Below are 17,424 nucleotides of genomic sequence, written 5' to 3' on the forward strand. Positions count from 1 at the left end.
CATCGGGTGTCCGCCGGGCCGGTCGACATGGGACCGGCCCGGACGGCTCAGCCGCTCATGCCTGACGTGACTTGAACCGGGGGTTCCTCTTGTTGATCACGAAGATCTTGCCCCGGCGTCGGACGACCTGCGAGCCGGGTTTGGTCTTCATCGAGCGAAGCGAGCTGCGTACCTTCATGGGCTTCCTTCCGTGTGGTGACTAGGCGACTCGGCGTGCATCCACTCCAGGACGTGCTCGGTGAACGACGTCCGGAGTGCCAACGGGTCCTCCCACCGCTGCCAGGCGACCGGCCCGATCGTGAGCTCCCGATCGGTCAGCACGCACTCGTCGAGAAGTTCCTGGATCTCGTACCGAGAGATCTCCTCCCCGGTGAACGCCAGGACCGTCCCGCGATCCCCGTACTCCCTGTCCCACTCCAGCGACGAGTTCACGAACAGGTCGTCCGGTGTGGCCGCAGGCCGGTCCGCGGTCCAGAGCCCGCCGTCCTCCAGCCCGACCTGCGGGCCGACGCCATGCCAGATCACGCGGCAGCGCGGAACGGACGCGATCCACGATCGACCTCGTGACCACACGCAGCCCTGCGCGATCGCATGCATCCGCTCGGCCAGCCGTCGAGGGTGCAACGGTCGCCGCGCCCGACAGATCACGGTGGAGATGCCGTCCGTCTCCGCGACCACCGGTGTCACGACGGCTCCCGGAACCAGTCTGCTTCGCGCCTCACGCGGATCGAACCGCGCGGAACGCAGCGTGGGCGGCGGCAGGAGCCTGCCCGCCGGGACCGGCGATCCGCCCGGGACGCGGGTCAGCCACGCCTGCGGACAGAGGTGACCGATCAGCAGTTCGCCCCGCGTGGCGTTGCCCGCCGAGGGGACGAGCACACAGCTGTCGGCACAGGAGAGCTCGCCGACGACGAACTCGCCGAGGACACGATGGTCGTCCGGCATCGCCGAGATGTCGGACTCCTCGAGTGTCGTCGACGACCAGAGGAGGTCCTCGATCGTCACGGGGTCCACGGCGGTCATCACGGAGTCGATGGTGAGCGGGTGGTCGAGCGCGGTCACGACGTCGACGGCGATGCTCGCGTCCACGCCTTCGGGCAGTCCGAGCACCAGATCACCGACGGGACCGACCTCGGCGAGGATCTCCCGCAGGGCCGCGTCCAGGTCAGCCGTGACCGCGTACGCCGCCTCGCCCCGCCCCATGCACAGCTCGCGGGCACCGCGGACACCCGAGGACGTACTGATCCGGCGCGCGAGACGACGCGGGCCGAGTCGGGTGTACTCCAGCAGCACGACGCCGTCCGCGTTCAGGAGACGACGGCAGGCGACGCGGCGACACTCGGACTCGAGGGCGGAGACGATGGTCAGTCGGGAGGACACCAACACAGCCTAGATGAAAACGGTTATCATTATCAATGCGTGGCTCGTCCTCGGCCGACCCGACCCGACCCGACCCGACCCGACCCGACCCGACCCGACCCGACCCGACCCGACCCGACCCGACCCGACCCGACCCGACCCAACCCGACCCGACCCCGCTCGCGCCACCGGCGCGGGCCTGCCGGCTGGTCCCGAGCGGATCTCGGCCTGACACGCGCAACGGCGACGAAGACGACGGACCGCGTTCGGCGGGGCCCGGGGCGACCGTGTCGGGTCCGCCGCGACGGTGACCGAGAATCGGCGCTCGCACTACGGAGCGAGCCCCCGCACGCCGCGCCGCCGACGGAGGCCCGCGCTCTCACAGCCCTCGTGGCCAGTCCAGCACCCGATGTCAGGGGCAGCGCTCCTGGTACCGGAGCTTCACCGGGCCGGTCTGGGTCACCGTGCCGTCGTCGGCCCACACCTCGGCGTGGTAGACGCCCACGGGGGCGGGTGCGAGCGAGAGCTCGGCGAAGTACCGGATTCCCGGTCCGTGGTGCGAACCCGGCGCGATGGTCCCCTCGGGACTGACCGAACCGGCAGGCATGTTCCGCACCCCGATGGCGATCGGCGTGGACCACTCGCCGAAGATCGGCGCCCAGACGTAGGTGTCACGCCATCCTCGGTCGGCCTGGACGCACAACCGCTGTTCGCCGTCCTGCATGTACCACGTCGCCGCCTCCGCACCACCGGGGGTCGCGGCGGCGGGCGTCCCCGCGACGAACATCCCGACCAGGGCGACCGCCATACCCGTGATCTTGAGTCGTGCCCTCATCGCGCATCTCCCAGGCTCGAACGGCGTCGCCGCGGACGACGCTACGAATCGGCGAAACCGGTGTCAGCCCCGCACGAGCCTGGTTCACCTTCTCGGCGCGTTGACGGCTTGTCGCTCGCCGACGATCTGACAACCGCCGCGATCGCGCGTCGCACGGCGACCGTCGAGGCGCCCCGGCGAGTCCCGCCCGCCGCACAGCCGGAGTGCGGATGCCGAGGAGCGGACCCGCGGGGCGACGGCGTTCGCCTGCCCGCAGGCGGCGGGCTGCGGCGGCCCTCTCGCCCGATGCCGGTTCGCTCCCGAACCGCTCGGCGAGCGATCGCTCGTGCGGTCCTCCTCGGCATCCGCCACCCCGGCCGACTCGACCGGGGCCGCCGACGTCGGAGGACCGCGGCCGACGTCGTCCGCCGAACGGCTCGGCGGGACCTCCGACACCGCAAGGCCGATCGGCGGGGGTGGCAGGCCCCTGCGCGGCGCGTCGTGAACCGTGCCGAGGTCGACGGCGTCCCGCCGGGCCGCAGCCGACGCGGCTCCAGGACCGAAGCCGCCCTACGACCGCGCATCGCGAGGGCCGCCGCAGCCACCCCGATCGGCCCGTCGACGCGGAGGCCGCGTACACCGGTGCCCACCGGGGCGCCTCGGCTCTCGACGACACTCGGCCGAGGGGGCCAGGGCGGGAGTCTCGGCGGCTCACCGCGATGCCGCAGGCCCGCCCGGCCTGCTCCGAGGGCGGCTGTGCCTGCGCGGCGTCGGTCCGCTCCGCGACACCGGCCAGACTTACTGGACGGACCAACCCGCACCCGGAGGTATCGACTCTCGTGGCACCGGCGCACGACTTCCTGCCCGATCTCACCGACCGCACCATCGTCATCACCGGTACGACGTCCGGCCTGGGTCTCGCGCTCTCCGCCGCGCTGGCCGGGGCGGGCGCCCGCGTGCTGATGACCGTTCGCGACGCCGACCGCGGCGCGGCGGCCGTCGCACGGGTGCGGGCCGGGCTCGACGGCCGCGGTTCGGCCGAGGCCGTCCTGCTCGATCTGGCCGATCTCGCCTCGGTCCGCACCGCCGCCGACGACGTCCGGGAACGCACGGAGGACCGGGTCGACGTGCTGATCAACAACGCCGCCGTGTCGTTGGGTCCTCGGGAGCAGACCCGCGACGGCTTCGAGTTGCAGATCGGGACCAACCACCTCGGCCCGGCGGCGCTGACCTGGCTGCTGATGCCCGCGCTACGGGCGGCAGGTCGCGCCGAGTCGCCCGCTCGGGTCGTGACGACCTCGAGCCTCGGACACCGCACCGGTCGGCTCGACCTCGCCGACCTGCACTGGGAACGTCGGCGCTACTCGCCCACCCTCGCCTACGGGGCGTCGAAGCTCGCGAATCTGTTGTTCGCCGCCGAACTCGACCGACGATCACGGCGGGCCGGGGACCCGGTGCTCTCGGTCGCCGCTCACCCCGGGCTGACGACGTCGGAGCTGCTGAACAACGGGCTGGCTCGCGGCGGCGGCCTGCGAGCCCGCCTGTACGTGATCCCGGACCGGCTGCTCTCCCAGCCGGTCGCCGTCGGAATCCGACCCCAGCTCCTCGCGGCGGTCGGACGGGTGCGCGGCGGCGATTACGTGGGGCCCACCAGGCTGTTCGAGACGCGGGGCCCGGCCGGCCTTGCCCGACGCTCGGCGGCCGCACGGGACTCGGTGCTCGCGGACGGGTTGTGGGAGTCCACGGCCGCCCTCACCGGCGTCACCCCCGACCCGGGCTGACCATCCGCGTGGGGCAGCGGAGGCCGGACGGGCGCTCCGCGGCGGTCCGGTCCGTGATCGCCTCCGGCGACAGGCCGCACCCGGGCGAGCACGGGGAGGCCGACGGCTGAGCGAACGCCTCCCGCCGGCCTCGGCGTATCGGTGGGGCTCTGACGAACGCCGAGCGACGGCCTGCCGCAGGCTCGTCGGCCGACGGCGGGCCCGTCGACGTCACCGAGGCCGGACGGCGACACCGCGGCGGGCAGGGACCGCGATCGGCGGCATGAGCCTGCGCTCGGATCGTCCAGGCGAGGCGCCGGCCTGGCTGTCGCGACCGATGATCATGTCGGCGGAGGGACCAGTCCCGTCCCCGCGGTTCACCGATCCGCGGTGGCCTGTCGGCGTGGACGGTCCGCCAGGCGTCCCGCCGCGACGCGGGAGGCCGCGGTGCGACGACGCCGAGGCAGGCCGAGGCGGGGCTCGCCATGGACTACGCCGACGTCATCCCACCGAAGACCGCGCGCAGCAGGTCGGGAACCGGGCTCGGTGCCCCCGTGTCCGGGGTGGCGGACCTGGTACGGGCCGCCACCCCGTCGAGAGGACACCGAGCCGATCTCAGATCACCCCGCGGCCGCCGGTCCCGGCGCGCCCGCGCCCTCGACCGGTCGGGACGCCTCGCGCGGCATGATGCGACGCAGGATGTCCGTGACGGTGATCACTCCGATCACCTCGCCATCCCGTGCGACGAGCGCGAGCTGCTCGCTGCGAGCACGCATCTGCGCGAGCGCCTCGTAGACGGCGGTGGCGGCATCGAGCGTCAGAACCGGCCGGGCGATGCCGTCGACAGGCCGATCCGGCGGCTCCAGCAGGCAGTCGCGGACATGGACCAGCCTGGACGGCGTGCCCTGCTCGTCGGTCACGAGGATGCGCAGGTGACCCGACTTCGCGGCCACGTGCCGGACGTCGTCCACCGAGGCGTCCGGGGCGACACAGGCGAGCAGACCCTGTCCCTTGACCAGATCGCCGACGGTGAAGCGCTCCAGATCGAGCACGTCCGACAGCTGCCTGCGGAAGGGGGCTTCCAGCGTTCCCACCGACGACGAGTGCTCGACCAGCGCGCGAATGGTGTCGATGTCCTGCCCGCCGACCGCCGCCCGATCCACGGGAGTGATCCCGCTCGCGGCGACGAGCCGATTCGCCACGGCGTTGACCCACAGCAGCAGGGGCCGGAACAGCCAGGCGAACGCCCGCGAGGGCACGCCGATGATCTTCGCCGCCGTCTCGGGATGGGCGATCGCCCACGACTTCGGAGCCATCTCACCCACCACGAGATGCAGGAACGTGACGAAGATCAACGACAGTGCGAACGCGCCGCCGTCGGCGAACCAGGCGGGCAGTCCCCAGGAGAAGAACAGCGGGGACAGCGCGTAGTCGACGGCGGGCTTGGTGACGGCGCCGAGGGCGAAGGTGCACGCTGTGATCCCCAGCTGGGCCACGGCCAGCATGATGGTGAGCTCGTGAGCGCCGCGCAGGGCCGCACGGGCGGACCGGCTCGTCGTGGCCTCGGCCTCCAGCCGGTGCCTGCGGGCACCGAGCAGCGCGAATTCGATGACCACGAAGAACGCGCTCAGGACGATGAGCAAGACCGTGATCACGGTGACGGAGAGTGCGTCGCTCATCGTCCGTTCCCCTCTTCGTCGCCGTCTTCTCGCGTGACCTGGTCTCCGCGCTCCTCGACGAGGCGCGCGCGCAGCTCGCCGGGCACATGCCCGGACAGCTCGACGACCTCGATGTGGAGCATCCTGCGCACCGGCTCGTCGTCCACCAGGTCGCTCGGCTCCTCGGGCAATGCCACCTCGATCGCCTCGCCCACCGCGGGGAGCGCGCCGTGGTAGGCGATGAACAGACCCGCGAAGGTCTCGTAGTCGCCCTGCGGCAGTTCGTGTCCGATGGCGCGCTCGACCTCGTCGATGTGCACCTCGCCGCCGACTCGCCAGGCGTCGGGTGTCTCGGCGACCACGCCGGGCTCGACGGCCGTGTCGTGCTCGTCGGTGATCTCTCCGACCAGCTCCTCCGCGAGGTCTTCGACGGTGAGGATGCCCGCGAACCCGCCGTACTCGTCGATCGCGCACGCCATCTGACGCCGCGCCCGCGTGAGCTGCTCCAGCGCGTTCGGCAGCGGCATGAGGGTGGAGACGATCACCGGTGCGTGCATGATCGTCGTCACCGACGCGCCGTCGGGGGCGTCGCTGCGCAGCAGATCGACGAGTTGCACGGTTCCGACGGGCTGCTCCTCGTCGTCCAGCACGGGATAGCGGGTGTGGGCACCCGCCATCAGACGCCGCAGTTCGCCGATGGTCGTGGAGGCGGTCACCACCCCGACCTGCGAACGTGGCACCATCGCGTGCTCCACGTCCTGGTCGGGGAAGTCCAGCACTCGATCGATCAGCATCGACAGCTCCGGCGGCAGATCGCCGCTGGCTCGCGAGTCGGCGACGGCACGCTTGAGGTCCTCGGCATTCATCGTGATGTCGACGTCGTGCACCGGCTCCACGCGGACGATGCGCAGCAGCAGGTTCGCGGCGTGATCGAAGAGCGTGATCAGCCACCCGAACACCGCCAGATAGACCAGCGTGGACCGCGACAGGCCCCGCGCCAGCCGTTCGGGGGCGGCGATCGCGAGGTTCTTCGGGTACAGCTCCCCGAAGATCATCTGTACCAGCGACGCCACCACGAGCGCACCGACGGTGCCGATGGAGACGGCCACCACGGGAGACATGCCCGTGTCGCCGAGCAGCACGGCCACCGAATCGCCGATCAACGGCTCGGCGACGTAACCGATCAGCAGGCCGGTCACCGTGATGCCCAGCTGTGCGCCCGAGAGCATGAACGAGGTGCGCCGGGTGACCCGCAGCGCACGGCGCGCCGCCGCGTCGCCCTCGTTCGCCCGGGCGCGCAGCCTTGCGCGGTCGACGGACATGTAGGCGAATTCCTGGGCGACGAAATAGCCGTTCGCGGCGATGATGACGAGGATGACGACGATCCCGAGCAAGAGCGTCAACGCGGCGGTGATCATGACATCACCTCGACGCGGGGATCGTGACAGACGCGGGCGCCCGTCAGACGACGGGGCAGGGGACTATGACTGGGGTCGTCGGCAGACGACCCTGGGCTCGCGGACGAGTCCATAGAAGGGTTCACTCTCCAGTGATGACAGGGCCGCGCGGAGCGGCCTGGTGACCGAGGGTTCGACCGCTGGTGATGATACGGGCGCCGCGATGTCGTGACCTGCGAGGCCGCTCGACGACCACCACCGCATGACGCTCGACATGTACTTGCGCGAATCGGGCGTCGAGGTCGTGACCGCCACGAGTCGGGCGGCGGCGCCTGCGCGGTACGCCGCGCTCGGTATGGGGAAGGCCGGATGCCGGTCCTCCCCCGACGTCGGACCGCACGCCGCGCCGGGCGGGCCCCCGCGTCGCGGTCCCCGGCGGGACGTGATGCCACGGACGATCCGGGGCAGACGTCGCATCGCACGGCGGATCTGGCCTGGCGCGGGGGTTCGAGGGCGCGTGGCGGATCGTCAGCGCCGACTCCTCGACGTCCACAAGACGGCGGTCGACAGCTGAACCGCGGTGGGCGCCGGGCCTCGCCGACGGGCCGGGTCTCGGATACCGCCGTTTCGCCGATCGGGCGATCCCCCCGACGACTACGCCGAGCGCGACGACGACGGGAGTCTGGTGGGAGATCGAGGCGTCACGGGAGACGAGCGCCCATGCCAGAACAGGACCATCGTCTCCACGGGCCGACGGATCACCGCATCGGCGCATCGGCGCATGGAGGGATCGCCTCGCCCTCCCGTCCGCCGCGGACCACGTCGGAAGGTGAGTGCCTCGTCCCGGCTGCCCGCGTCCGCCGACGAGGCGGTTCGCCCTCCGCAAGCCGGAGCGTCGGCGGGCCAGGGCGTCGGCAGACTGTCACGCCGCACGCCGCACGCCGCACGAACCGACCTCGATGACGACACGAGACACGACGTCGCTGCAGGCCCGGCCGCGCCACCGTCTCACGCCGGCAGGTGCGCATCGCACGGTTCCCTCGGAGCGCCTCGGGCACCGCGGTCCGGACGCCGAGCGGACCGCGTCCCCCCACCGTCCCGACCGGCGGTTCCCGCCGTCGCCCGCCTGCGGAGCCGATGCGGCCCGGCCCACCCGATGCCCACCGCCCGGCACGCGACCCGCCCCGACCGGGCGGGCACGATCGCCGGGACGCCGATCGCCGTCTCGCTCAGTCTCGGCCCAGCGAGCGGCGGATCTCGTCGAGCTTCGCCCGGCCGGCCTCCTCGCGCTTCGCCCACTGCTCGTCGAGCGACTTCACATCGGGTCCCGCGCCGCCGATCCCGGCGAGCTCGATCGAGCCGACGGCCGTGTTCGACCGATTCTCGATCTTGTCTCGCACGTAGTCGAAGCTCGGAACGCCCTGAGCCGTGTAGTCCGACGGGGGCACCGCGACGGGCGGCACCGGCGCGGCCGTCTCGGGTCCCCCGACGATCTCGGCGTCCACCACGTTCGGGTCGTTGTGCTGGGGCCCGCTCATCAACTGCCTCCTCCATCGAGTGTCGCTCTCCCGACACTACTGGGGGTCTGAAGCCCCTGGCACCCGATCGCAGGCAGGCCGTCGCGCGGCGCGTCGACGCCGCGACGGCGGTCGGACGCGACGGCGACGCGGGCGTCGCTCACGGCCCGGAGTGGATGTAGGCGGCCCAGATCGTCGGGTCACGGGGAGCGGAGTCCCGCAGGGCGCGCACCACGCCGTGCAGGACTCGGGCGGTGTCATCCAGACGCAGGCCTGCCTGCTCGCGCAGTGCGGCGTACAGCGTCGCGGCCACCTCGGGTGCGGTGCGGTCGGGGATGTTCCACAGTGTCGCGATCACCTGGCGGTACCCCGCGAGTTGCAGCGCCGCCGCCAGGTGGATCGCCTCGTCCGGCAGCGTCGTACCGCCGGTCGCGGTGCTGCAGGCCGACAAGAAGGCGAACTCGGCGTGTTCGAGCCGTAGTTCGGCGACGTCGAGGACCGTCAGCGGCTCGTCCCACAGGTGCAGCGCGCCGGTCGACGGATCGCGGGGGTCGTGACCGCCGTGGCAGGCGAAGTGGACGTAGGCATGCGTCCGCAGATCCGCGGTGATCGCGGCGCGGGTCGCGGCGTGCGCGGTGCGCAGCGTGTGGCTCTCGGGGAAGGCGGCGCGCAGGAGATCCGCCTCCGCCCTGGCGCCCGGCAGCTCGCCGAGAGGCCGCCTGTCCGGCCGCGGCGGGGTCTCCGGCAGGCTGACGACGAGGATGCGGCGATCGGCCTCGCGGGCGGCACCGGCCGCGGCGGCCCGGGCGAGGGCGCGCAGGGTCGGCGTGTACGACGAGACGACGCGATCGAGCACCGTGCACCCCGCGAGACCGTCAGCCGGATCGTGGTAGCCCGCGGCGTGCAGGGGCAGCAGGGTCAGCAGGCCGGTGGGGCACCACCAGAGTCGCGGCGGCGAGCCGTCGGCGTCGCCCGGTTCCAGTCTGTCGAGCACCGGTTCGGCGATCGCGTCCCACAGCCATTCCAACGTGGCGTGCAGCGTCTGGCGGGCGCCGATGGCCGTCAGCCCGCCGGAGCCGCCGGAACGCTCCCACGATCGCAGTGCCCGCCAGTAGGCGCGAGCCCGGCCCGCCACCTCCGCCTGGGACAGCGCGGGCAGCGGAACGTGCTCGACGTCGCGATCCCGGTACACGATCAGCGCGTCGCAGCGGGCGCGGTCGACGTTGACCAGGACGACCGGGCCGTCGGAGGGCAGTCCGGCCCGCAGCGTCGCCGTCGGGGGGACACGCAGCAGATACTCCAGTCCGGGCAGCGCACGGGCCTCCGCGAGCAGCCGATCCCAGTCCTGAGCGAGCCGAATGCGGTCGAAGCGTTCCTGGTGGCCGCGATCGCCCCACGGCTCGGGCGCGCCGCCGCCGTCGGGCATGTCGACGTCCGCCGCGGCCGTGAGCCTCGTGGCCGCGGCGCGCAGCCGATCATGCAACACGGGATCGCGCTCCTGAAGCACGGAGAAGTCGTCCCTGGTCTGCAACGTCTGGGACCACAGCACCGAGCGTCCCTGCTCGAGAAGCTCGACCGCGCGATCGGCGTCGCCCGCCGACAGCGCCGCGGCGGCGGCCTCGGTGGCCAGGCCTTCCCAGATCCGCAGCCTGCGTTCCCGCGCGCCGCGTTCGATGCCGTGCCAGGCCACCTGCGGCAGTTGCGCGACGGTGGCGGTGAACGCCTCCATCGCGTCCGACCAGTTCCGCAGCCGCACGGCCGTCTCCGCCCAGGACCGCGCGGCCACGGCTCGGATCAGCGGCGGGGCCGCGGGAGACTCGACCGCCGCGCGGTAGGCACGGGCGGCGGACTCGGGGTCGTCGCCCTGTTCATGGAGCGACCCGAGTATCCACCGGGTGACGGCGCACCGGGGGTCGCCGTCGTCGAGCCCGCCGATCGCCCGTCGCACCGACTGGACGGCCGCGATCAGGTCTTCGGGTCGGTGGTCGCGCACGTGGCGTTCCCGGAAGGTCATCGCCAGGAGGAACTCGGCCTGCGGGACGAGCGGGTGCTCGGCATCGATGATGGTGAGCGTCTCGCGGAGCAGCACGAGCGCCCGGTCGAGGTCGTCCGAATCCGACGTCCGACGACGACGGCCGCGCAGCAGGCCTGCCAGGTTGATCAGGATGCGCGCCCGCCCGGACGGTTCCGGACCACTGCGTTCCAGGGCCCGCGACATGGCGACCACGGCCGCCTCGTGATCCCCGGAGTCGCGGTTCTCCTGGGCGCGCACGGCGAGGGCGGTTCCGAGGTTCATCAGACACAGCGCCGCCGACGGATGTCCGTCCGACACGGCGTCGACGGCGGCCCGCCCTGTCTCGACGGCGGCGTCGAGGTCCGCGGCGGAACCGAGGAGCCCCGCTCGAGTCCGCAGGGCGTTGGAGAGATTCGTCAGCAGCACGGGCCGCATGGTGTGGCCGGCATGCGCGGTCCGCGCCGCCGTGCGCAGCACCTCGATGGCCTCGTGGAGGTCGGTGGTGTTCCCGACCCGGTCATACCGGCCCGAGAGCGCGGCGCCGAGGGTGGCCAGGGTGAGCACCGCGCTGACACGCGCGTCAGGCGTTCCGACGGCGACGCGGCAGTGGTCGACGGCCGAGTTCAGGGCGTCGAGGTCGCCGGTGCGCAGGAACCTGGCGTACAGGGCGGAGGCGAGCGCCGTGCGGTGCGCGGCGTGCTCGCCGGGCCCGGACGCGGCCAGGGCGACTCCCCGTTCGGCGACGGCGATCGCCTCGTCCGGGTCGCCGATCTCGGGCAGGACGTCCTGTCGAGCACGTAGGGCGTTGGCCAGTTCGGCCAAGGCGGACGCCTCCGTCGTGCGCGTCCACGCGGCGGCCGCGGCGCGCTGGAGCACCTCGACCGCCTCGGTGATGGTGCCGCCGTCGCCGGTCCGTTCGAACGACTGCTTCAACAGGCCGCCCAGCAGGATCAGCGCGTGGGTGTGGTCGCGGTCGCCGGACGGAACGACGTCGAGGACCTCCCGGGCGATCCGAGTCGCCTCGGTGAGCAGCGCGGGATCGCCGGAGTCCAGGTAGCGCAGATGCAGGGCGTTCGCGGCGATGATCTCGGCCGTCGCCCGCAGCGAATCCGCCGCCTGCGACCCGTCGGCCACGGCCTGTGCCAGTTCGCGGGCCTCGACGAGGGCGTCCTGATCGTCGGACCAGCGTCCCCACGACAGCAGCGCGTCCGCCAGCATCAGCCGACCGGGCGTGGTCTCGCCGAACCGCTCCGCCTCGACGAGACAGGCCCGCAACACCTCGATCGACTCCTCCAGGTCGGCGACCCGCGCCGTACCTCGGAAACGGGCCAGCAGGGCACTGCCGAGATAGAGACGGAACGTCCAGGAGGCAGGCGCGTCCGCCGCGGCCCGGAGGACGGATCGCAACGTGTCGATCGCCTCGGTGATGTCGGCCGGGTCCCTGGTCGCCTCGTACCGATCGCTGCGAGCCGCCGCGACGTGCGCCGCCAGCATCGCCGTCTCCAGCGAACCCGCCACCGTGCTTGCGAGGACGGACACACCCGACTCGATCGCCTCGGTCAGATCCCGGACGTCCCCGCCGCGCCCGAAGCGACTCCGCAGCGCCAGGATGAGGCTGGTCGCGGCCCCGAATCGACTCGGCTCGGCCGGGTCGGCGGCGGCGAGGCGCAGCGCGGCCAGCGCCCCCGCGAGATCCGCGGTGTCCCCCGTGACCTCGGCGCGGACCGCCAGCGCGCGACCCAGGGTGACGGCGACGATGCCAGGGACGGGGCGTCCCTCGGGCGTCGCGGCCCGACATACGTCGACGAGCTCGTCCAACGCGGCGACGTCGCGTGCGGGCACGGCGACGGCGGCGAGGACCACGGCGAGGATGCTCAGCATCCCGTGCCAGTGCTCGTGCGCGGGTCCGGCGGTGATCGCGCGCCGGGCCAGTGCCGTCGCCCGCTCCAGACAGTCCCGGCCGCCCCGGGCCTCGAACTCGTGCAGCAGGGCCAGCGCCGCGTCGGCCTGGAATCCGGGTAACGCCGGGTGGTCCTCGGGAGGCAGCTCCGCGAGGCGACAGCGGATCGCCACGTACTCGTCGAGATCGGCCGGTGCCCACGCCCGGCTGTATCGCAGGCGCAGCGCATCGGCCAGCGTGGACAGGCACTCGTACGACGTGGCCTCGTCCGGTGCCAAGGGTGCGGCCGTACGCAGGACCACGATCCGCTCGTCCAGGTCCTCGCCCCGCCCCGTGCGGGCGAAGCGCATCGCCAGCAGTTCCGCCAACTGCCAGAGCTGCCCGCCGCGGATCGCCTCGACCGGCAGGTCCTCGACGACGGCGCGCGTCGTCTCGACGGCCTCGTCGAGCAGCGGTGCGGCGGCGTCGCCGACGTCGAGCCGCCGCAGCGCGGTGTACAGCGTCATCGACAGGGCGGTCAGCGTGGGCGTTCGGCCGAGGGGCCCCTCCCCGCCCGTGTCGGTGTTCGCCGCCGCGCGCAGCAGCTCCACCGCCTCCCACAGCAGTGCCTCCTCGCCGGTGCGCTGGTGCGCGGCGCGCAGCGCGTTGCCGAGGGAGAACAATGCCGAGCCCCGATACGGCGAGTCCGGGGGCAGGTCCGCGAGCACCGTCCGCGCCGCCTGGACGGCGCCGTCGGGATCGGCGTCCGACATGGACAGCACGGCTGCGGACAAGGCGTCGACCGCCGACCGCCTCGGATGGTCTCTCGGGACGTCCGTGTCCAGCCGCCGAGCGAGCGCCAGTGCCTCCGCGTGGTCCGCCGGGTCCGCGCCGCCTGCCAGACCGTGTGTCCTGGCGAGGGCGAACCGGGCGGCGAGCGCGCGAGTGAGAGTGAGCCGCGCGGACACGACGGACTCGTGGCCGTCGGGGAGCCGCTCCACGGCGGCGCGGGCGCACCGGACGCTCTCCTCGACGTCGGCGCGGTCGCCTCCTCGGACGAAGCGGGCACGCAGCGCGTCGCTGCGCAACGCGAGCGCCTCCGCGCGCGCCGACTCGTCGAGTCCGTCGATCGTGAGGAGATCCCCGGTCACGCTGACGTACTCCGCGACGAGCTCGGCGGAACCGCCGAGTTCACAGCAGATCTGCAGCGCGACGGCCAGCTGCCCGAGGCAGCCCGCGTGCTCCGGATGATCCGGCGGAATCAGTCGCACCGCCTCCCGCAGCAGCGCCGTCCCGTCGGACAGGTTCCGCCTGCGGCCGCGGAGGCCGAACCGGGTGATCAAAGCGGCCCCGAGGTGCAGGCGGACCGCCGCCGAGGCCTCGGGGGCGGTCCCGGTCTCCCCCACGGCGTCCAATGCCGCCATGCCCGCGGCGATCCCCGCGTCCAGATCGAACTCCACGCCCGTCATCTCGAATCGTCGGCAGGAGAGGATCAGGAGATTGAACCGGTGCGCGAACCGGTCACCCGGCATGTTCACGCTGATCGCGGCGCGGCAGGAGTCGATCGCCAATCCCAGCAGGATCGGATTCGACGTCATCGATGCGACATTCGACACCACGGTCGCGTAGAAGGAGCCGCTCCCGGCAGGAGGGCTCTGCACGGGCGGGTTCTCCCGAAACCATGCCAGTACCGGCGGGGGCAGCGCGTCGGGAAAGGCGGCCGCGAGCGGCGCGAACAACTCCAGACAGATCTCGAGATCCGGACCGTCGTCTACGCCGAGTGCGTGATAGCGCCACCAGTGCAGGCAGGCGACCTCCCGAAGCACGTGAGGGGTCGGTGCGCCGTCGATGGCGGGCAGCATCAGGCGGGCCGCCTCGACCAGCGCATCCTCGGCGAGGATTCCCGTGAAGTCACCGTGCTCCGCCGCACGGATTCGATCGAAGAGTGAGATGACGAATCTCCTCCCGCCTCGGATCGCTCGTTCCTCCGAAGGACACCGCGGACTACGGTTTCGCGTGGAGAATCAGCATGGCACGAGGGAGACGATGCGATGACGGAATTCGACGAGGGCGACGCACTCGTCTTATGGTGTGCACTGCTGCCGGATCTGCGTCGCGCGGCGGCGGCGGGTCGTTGGACCGATCGGCTGGAACGCGCGGCGGCGCGGGTGCGCGACGGCGGCACGGCATTGGACGCCTGCCGACAGTTCGATCTCCTCGACGCCGCCGATAGGGCGGAGCCGACGCGGAGCACGGACGGGCTGGGTGCCGCCGTCTATCCCACGCCACGCACCCCGCTGCCACCCAGAACCGGCCGAGGCGAGTACCGCTGCCCACGGGGGCGGTGCGCGCGCCGTGATCGCCGGAACGACGCGGGACATCCGCCGGTGTGCGCCCTCTTCGATGATGAGCCGATGCTGCCGACAGGCGTCACGCCGTGAACCAGTTCCTCTCCTCCCTCGGTGGCAAGCTGGCGGAGCGATGGGTGACGACCCTGGTGCTGCCCGGGGCGTTGTTCCTGGCGGCGGTGGCGTGCGCCGTCCGACTCGGACACCGGGACGCGCTCGACGTCGTGTCGGCGGCCGAGTGGCTCGTCCAGGCGGCGGACCGGGTCCCTGCGGCGCTCGCGGCCGCCGCCGTGCTGCTGGGCGCGGCGGCGGCCGCGACGGCCGCTCGGTCGCTCGGCGGGGTGGTCGAGGCGGTCTGGACCCGGCCGTGGCGCGGTCCGGCGGGGCTGCTGGCGCGACCGTTGGTGGCCTTGCGCGCATGGCGGTTCGACCGGGCGGCGACACGGGCCGGGGTGGACCCGGTCGCCGCCTACCGGCCTCGGCATCCCACGTGGATCGGGGAGCGGTTCCGGCTGCTCGACGCGCGCATCGCCGCGCAGTACCACGGTCTGCGACTCGGTCCGCTGTGGCCGCGTCTCTGGCTGGTGATACCGGAGACCGTGCGGCTGCCGGTGCAGGCGGCCGAGGCGCGGCTCGTGGCGGCGCGCACGCTCGTCGGCTGGGGCGTGCTCTATCTCGGTGTCGGCGTCTGGTGGTATCCGGCGGCGGTCCTGGGTCTGGGGGCCGTCGTGCTCGGCTGGGCACGGACCCGGTCGGCCGCCGTCGCGCTCACGATGTGGATCGAGGCCACGGTGGACACCCACCTCGGCCTGGTCGGTGAGGCGTTCGGCCGTTCCGTGCCCGCCACCGGTGTCACCGCGGAACTCGCCGGGCTGATCAACGACCGGCTGGCGAAGGGCGACTGAGGGACGGGAATCTCCTGTCGTCGCCGCTGGCACGAGTCACGCGGAGCCCGACGGACGCCGTCTCGGCGGCGATTCACGTCGCCGCGGGGTCATCACCTCGCGCCCGTGCTCGTCGCCACCCGCGCCCCGACGGCGGCCCCGCAGCCGAGGAGTCCCACACCACGCCGCCGATCCGGGGGCGGGTCCGCGCATCGGCCTCGCCTCGGCGAGCCCCTTCACACAGAACGCGGGGACCACCGTGGGGCGGCGCGTCGCGGCGCCGGCCTGACGCGCCGGGCCGACGTCGACATCGGCGTGCTTCCGGCCGGCGTGCGCGCGACGCGCGGCGGCCGTGACCAGGGCCGGGCTCCGGCGACCGGGCCGGTCGATCCCGAGCTGTCCACGCTCGATACGAGCGCGCGGGCGTCGTCGCGTCGGTGGCGGTGCACTTCGCGGTCAACCTGACGATGGTGCTGCTCCACGTCCAGGCCCCCGTCGCCCTGGCCGTGATCATGGGAGTCCAGGTGGTCGTCGTCGCGACCCTGCTGTGGCTGCCGAGCCGGTCGCCCGCGCCGAGCACCCCGGTGAACGGCGGCGAGTCGAAGGTCGCCGAGAAGGTTGATCCCGGTCTCCCGGTCCCCTGCCGTGGCGGCTGCCCGCGACGTGGCCGGGGGCGCGGGTCACCGGTTCCGCGCGGGAGGGCCGTCGTGCGCACGCCGCGCGGGTGCCAGGAGACGGTGCCCGGTCAGATATGCGATGTCCTGTTCATAGACCGCGACGTCGCCTCGGTCGAGCACCCGCCGCTGAGCCGGATCGCCCGCACGTGCCCGCTCCACGATGAACTCCACGAGTTCGCGCAGTCTCGGGACGGCCATCGCGAGGACATCGGCCGCCGTGATCCCGTCGTCCCCGTAGGACTCGACGAACAGCTCCAGTCGGCGACGCTGCTCCGCTGCGCCCGGATACGGCGCGTCCGGGTTCGCGGCATCGGTCAACGGCACGAAGCGGTACGCGGTGTATGCCAGGTCCCACGTCCTCGGACCGGGAGAGACGGTGTCGAAATCGACGACTCCGGTCGGGACGCCGTCCTCGAACATGAGGTTGTACGGGGCGAAGTCGTTGTGACACAGCACCTCGGCCGGCTCGTGCGCGGGCAGTTGCCAGCGGGCGTCGACCGGCGGGACGAAGTCCACGGTGGCGTCGTGATACGCCCGCAGCATCCGAGCGGCCGTGCTCAACGTCTCGTCGGTCCAGGCGTGGTCCGGCAGCGGGTAGTGCGCCGCCGAGCCGGGCAGCAGGCTGATCACCTCCCGGCCTCGGTCGTCGAACCCCAGCGGCCGGGGCGCGCCGGGGAATCCTCGGTTCGCGAGGTGGCGGAGCAGCGCGTGCACCGCGGGCGTCCACGGGCCCGCGGAGCGATGCACCGTGTCGCCGATCCTGACGACGTCGGTCATGTTCCCACCCGGAAGGACGATCTCCTCCATCCCCGAACCCTATCGACGTCGAGCCGACCGCCTCGGCCGGCAGCCGACCGCCGCACGGCGCCCGAACCGAAGGGCGGCGATGCGCAGGGCGCACGAACGCCGCATGTCATGGGATCGCGGCGGCAGGCGACGTCAGGCCGCGGACATCGACTCGACACCCGCACCGCCGGACGCGCGATCGGCGGCGTCTCGCGCCGCGTGGCCGACGACGACCGTCCGCGAGACAGAACGGGACGGGGCAGGGCGGGCGGACCGCCCGAGCGACGTGGCCGGTGGAAAGTCCTCGCCGGGACTGTCGATCGGACGTCGG

11 protein-coding genes are annotated in these 17,424 nt (G+C 72.9%); 3 read left to right on the forward strand and 8 right to left on the reverse strand.

The features are described from left to right. Window positions 1-55 precede the first annotated feature (55 nt). The 3 genes from ykgO to AHOG_RS14895 form a co-directional block, all read right to left on the reverse strand. A complete protein-coding gene (gene ykgO, locus AHOG_RS14885) occupies window positions 56-178 on the reverse strand; it encodes a type B 50S ribosomal protein L36 (RefSeq protein ID WP_093941894.1) in 123 nt (40 codons plus the stop codon). Then, window positions 175-1,380: a GTP-binding protein gene (locus AHOG_RS14890; protein WP_157736827.1), complete on the reverse strand. Its 1,206-nt coding sequence runs from the start codon at window positions 1,378-1,380 to the stop codon at window positions 175-177. Before AHOG_RS14890 ends, ykgO begins: the two co-directional genes overlap by 4 nt. A gap of 391 nt (window positions 1,381-1,771) precedes the next feature. Further along, on the reverse strand, window positions 1,772-2,194 hold the full coding sequence (locus tag AHOG_RS14895) for a DUF5980 family protein (protein ID WP_157736828.1): 423 nt from the start codon (window positions 2,192-2,194) through the stop codon (window positions 1,772-1,774). 818 nt (window positions 2,195-3,012) lie between these two features. Here AHOG_RS14895 and AHOG_RS14905 point away from each other — a divergent pair. Then, window positions 3,013-3,954: an SDR family NAD(P)-dependent oxidoreductase gene (locus AHOG_RS14905; protein ID WP_245856246.1), complete on the forward strand. Its 942-nt coding sequence runs from the start codon at window positions 3,013-3,015 to the stop codon at window positions 3,952-3,954. 599 nt (window positions 3,955-4,553) lie between these two features. Here AHOG_RS14905 and AHOG_RS14910 read toward each other — a convergent pair. The 4 genes from AHOG_RS14910 to AHOG_RS14930 form a co-directional block, all read right to left on the reverse strand. Continuing rightward, window positions 4,554-5,612, reverse strand: a complete 1,059-nt coding sequence (locus AHOG_RS14910) for a CNNM domain-containing protein (RefSeq protein ID WP_093941899.1) — start codon at window positions 5,610-5,612, stop codon at window positions 4,554-4,556. Beyond that, on the reverse strand, window positions 5,609-7,009 hold the full coding sequence (locus AHOG_RS14915; protein ID WP_093941900.1) for a hemolysin family protein: 1,401 nt from the start codon (window positions 7,007-7,009) through the stop codon (window positions 5,609-5,611). The genes AHOG_RS14910 and AHOG_RS14915 overlap by 4 nt, the downstream gene beginning before the upstream one ends. Window positions 7,010-8,217: 1,208 nt before the next feature. Next, a complete protein-coding gene (locus tag AHOG_RS14925) occupies window positions 8,218-8,526 on the reverse strand; it encodes a hypothetical protein (RefSeq protein WP_093941902.1) in 309 nt (102 codons plus the stop codon). Between the two features lie 139 nt (window positions 8,527-8,665). Beyond that, window positions 8,666-14,224, reverse strand: coding sequence for a CHAT domain-containing protein (locus AHOG_RS14930; protein ID WP_157736829.1), 5,559 nt, complete (start codon window positions 14,222-14,224; stop codon window positions 8,666-8,668). A 225-nt stretch (window positions 14,225-14,449) separates the two neighbouring features. Here AHOG_RS14930 and AHOG_RS14935 point away from each other — a divergent pair, with 225 nt between their 5' ends. Together AHOG_RS14935 and AHOG_RS14940 are read left to right on the forward strand one after the other, a co-directional pair. Continuing rightward, window positions 14,450-14,839 (forward strand): hypothetical protein, encoded by a 390-nt coding sequence (locus tag AHOG_RS14935; protein WP_093941904.1) that lies wholly within the window; start codon window positions 14,450-14,452, stop codon window positions 14,837-14,839. Then, the gene (locus tag AHOG_RS14940) at window positions 14,836-15,651 is read left to right on the forward strand and encodes a hypothetical protein (RefSeq protein WP_093941905.1); all 816 of its coding nucleotides are present in this window, start codon (window positions 14,836-14,838) and stop codon (window positions 15,649-15,651) included. The genes AHOG_RS14935 and AHOG_RS14940 overlap by 4 nt, the downstream gene beginning before the upstream one ends. Window positions 15,652-16,310: 659 nt before the next feature. Here AHOG_RS14940 and AHOG_RS14950 read toward each other — a convergent pair. Beyond that, window positions 16,311-17,114 (reverse strand): phosphotransferase enzyme family protein, encoded by an 804-nt coding sequence (locus AHOG_RS14950; RefSeq protein WP_093941906.1) that lies wholly within the window; start codon window positions 17,112-17,114, stop codon window positions 16,311-16,313. Window positions 17,115-17,424 lie beyond the last annotated feature (310 nt).

This window comes from Actinoalloteichus hoggarensis, from assembly GCF_002234535.1.
GTDB classification, from domain to species: domain Bacteria; phylum Actinomycetota; class Actinomycetes; order Mycobacteriales; family Pseudonocardiaceae; genus Actinoalloteichus_A; species Actinoalloteichus_A hoggarensis.

Bases quoted from the DNA above. Each gene is read 5' to 3' on its own strand.
- AHOG_RS14935 (WP_093941904.1), top strand. From the start codon at position 14,450: ATGACGGAATTCGACGAGGGCGACGCACTCGTCTTATGGTGTGCACTG.
- AHOG_RS14925 (WP_093941902.1), bottom strand. From the start codon at position 8,526: ATGAGCGGGCCCCAGCACAACGACCCGAACGTGGTGGACGCCGAGATC.
- AHOG_RS14915 (WP_093941900.1), bottom strand. From the start codon at position 7,009: ATGATCACCGCCGCGTTGACGCTCTTGCTCGGGATCGTCGTCATCCTC.
- AHOG_RS14910 (WP_093941899.1), bottom strand. From the start codon at position 5,612: ATGAGCGACGCACTCTCCGTCACCGTGATCACGGTCTTGCTCATCGTC.
- AHOG_RS14895 (WP_157736828.1), bottom strand. From the start codon at position 2,194: ATGAGGGCACGACTCAAGATCACGGGTATGGCGGTCGCCCTGGTCGGG.
- AHOG_RS14950 (WP_093941906.1), bottom strand. From the start codon at position 17,114: ATGGAGGAGATCGTCCTTCCGGGTGGGAACATGACCGACGTCGTCAGG.
- ykgO (WP_093941894.1), bottom strand. From the start codon at position 178: ATGAAGGTACGCAGCTCGCTTCGCTCGATGAAGACCAAACCCGGCTCG.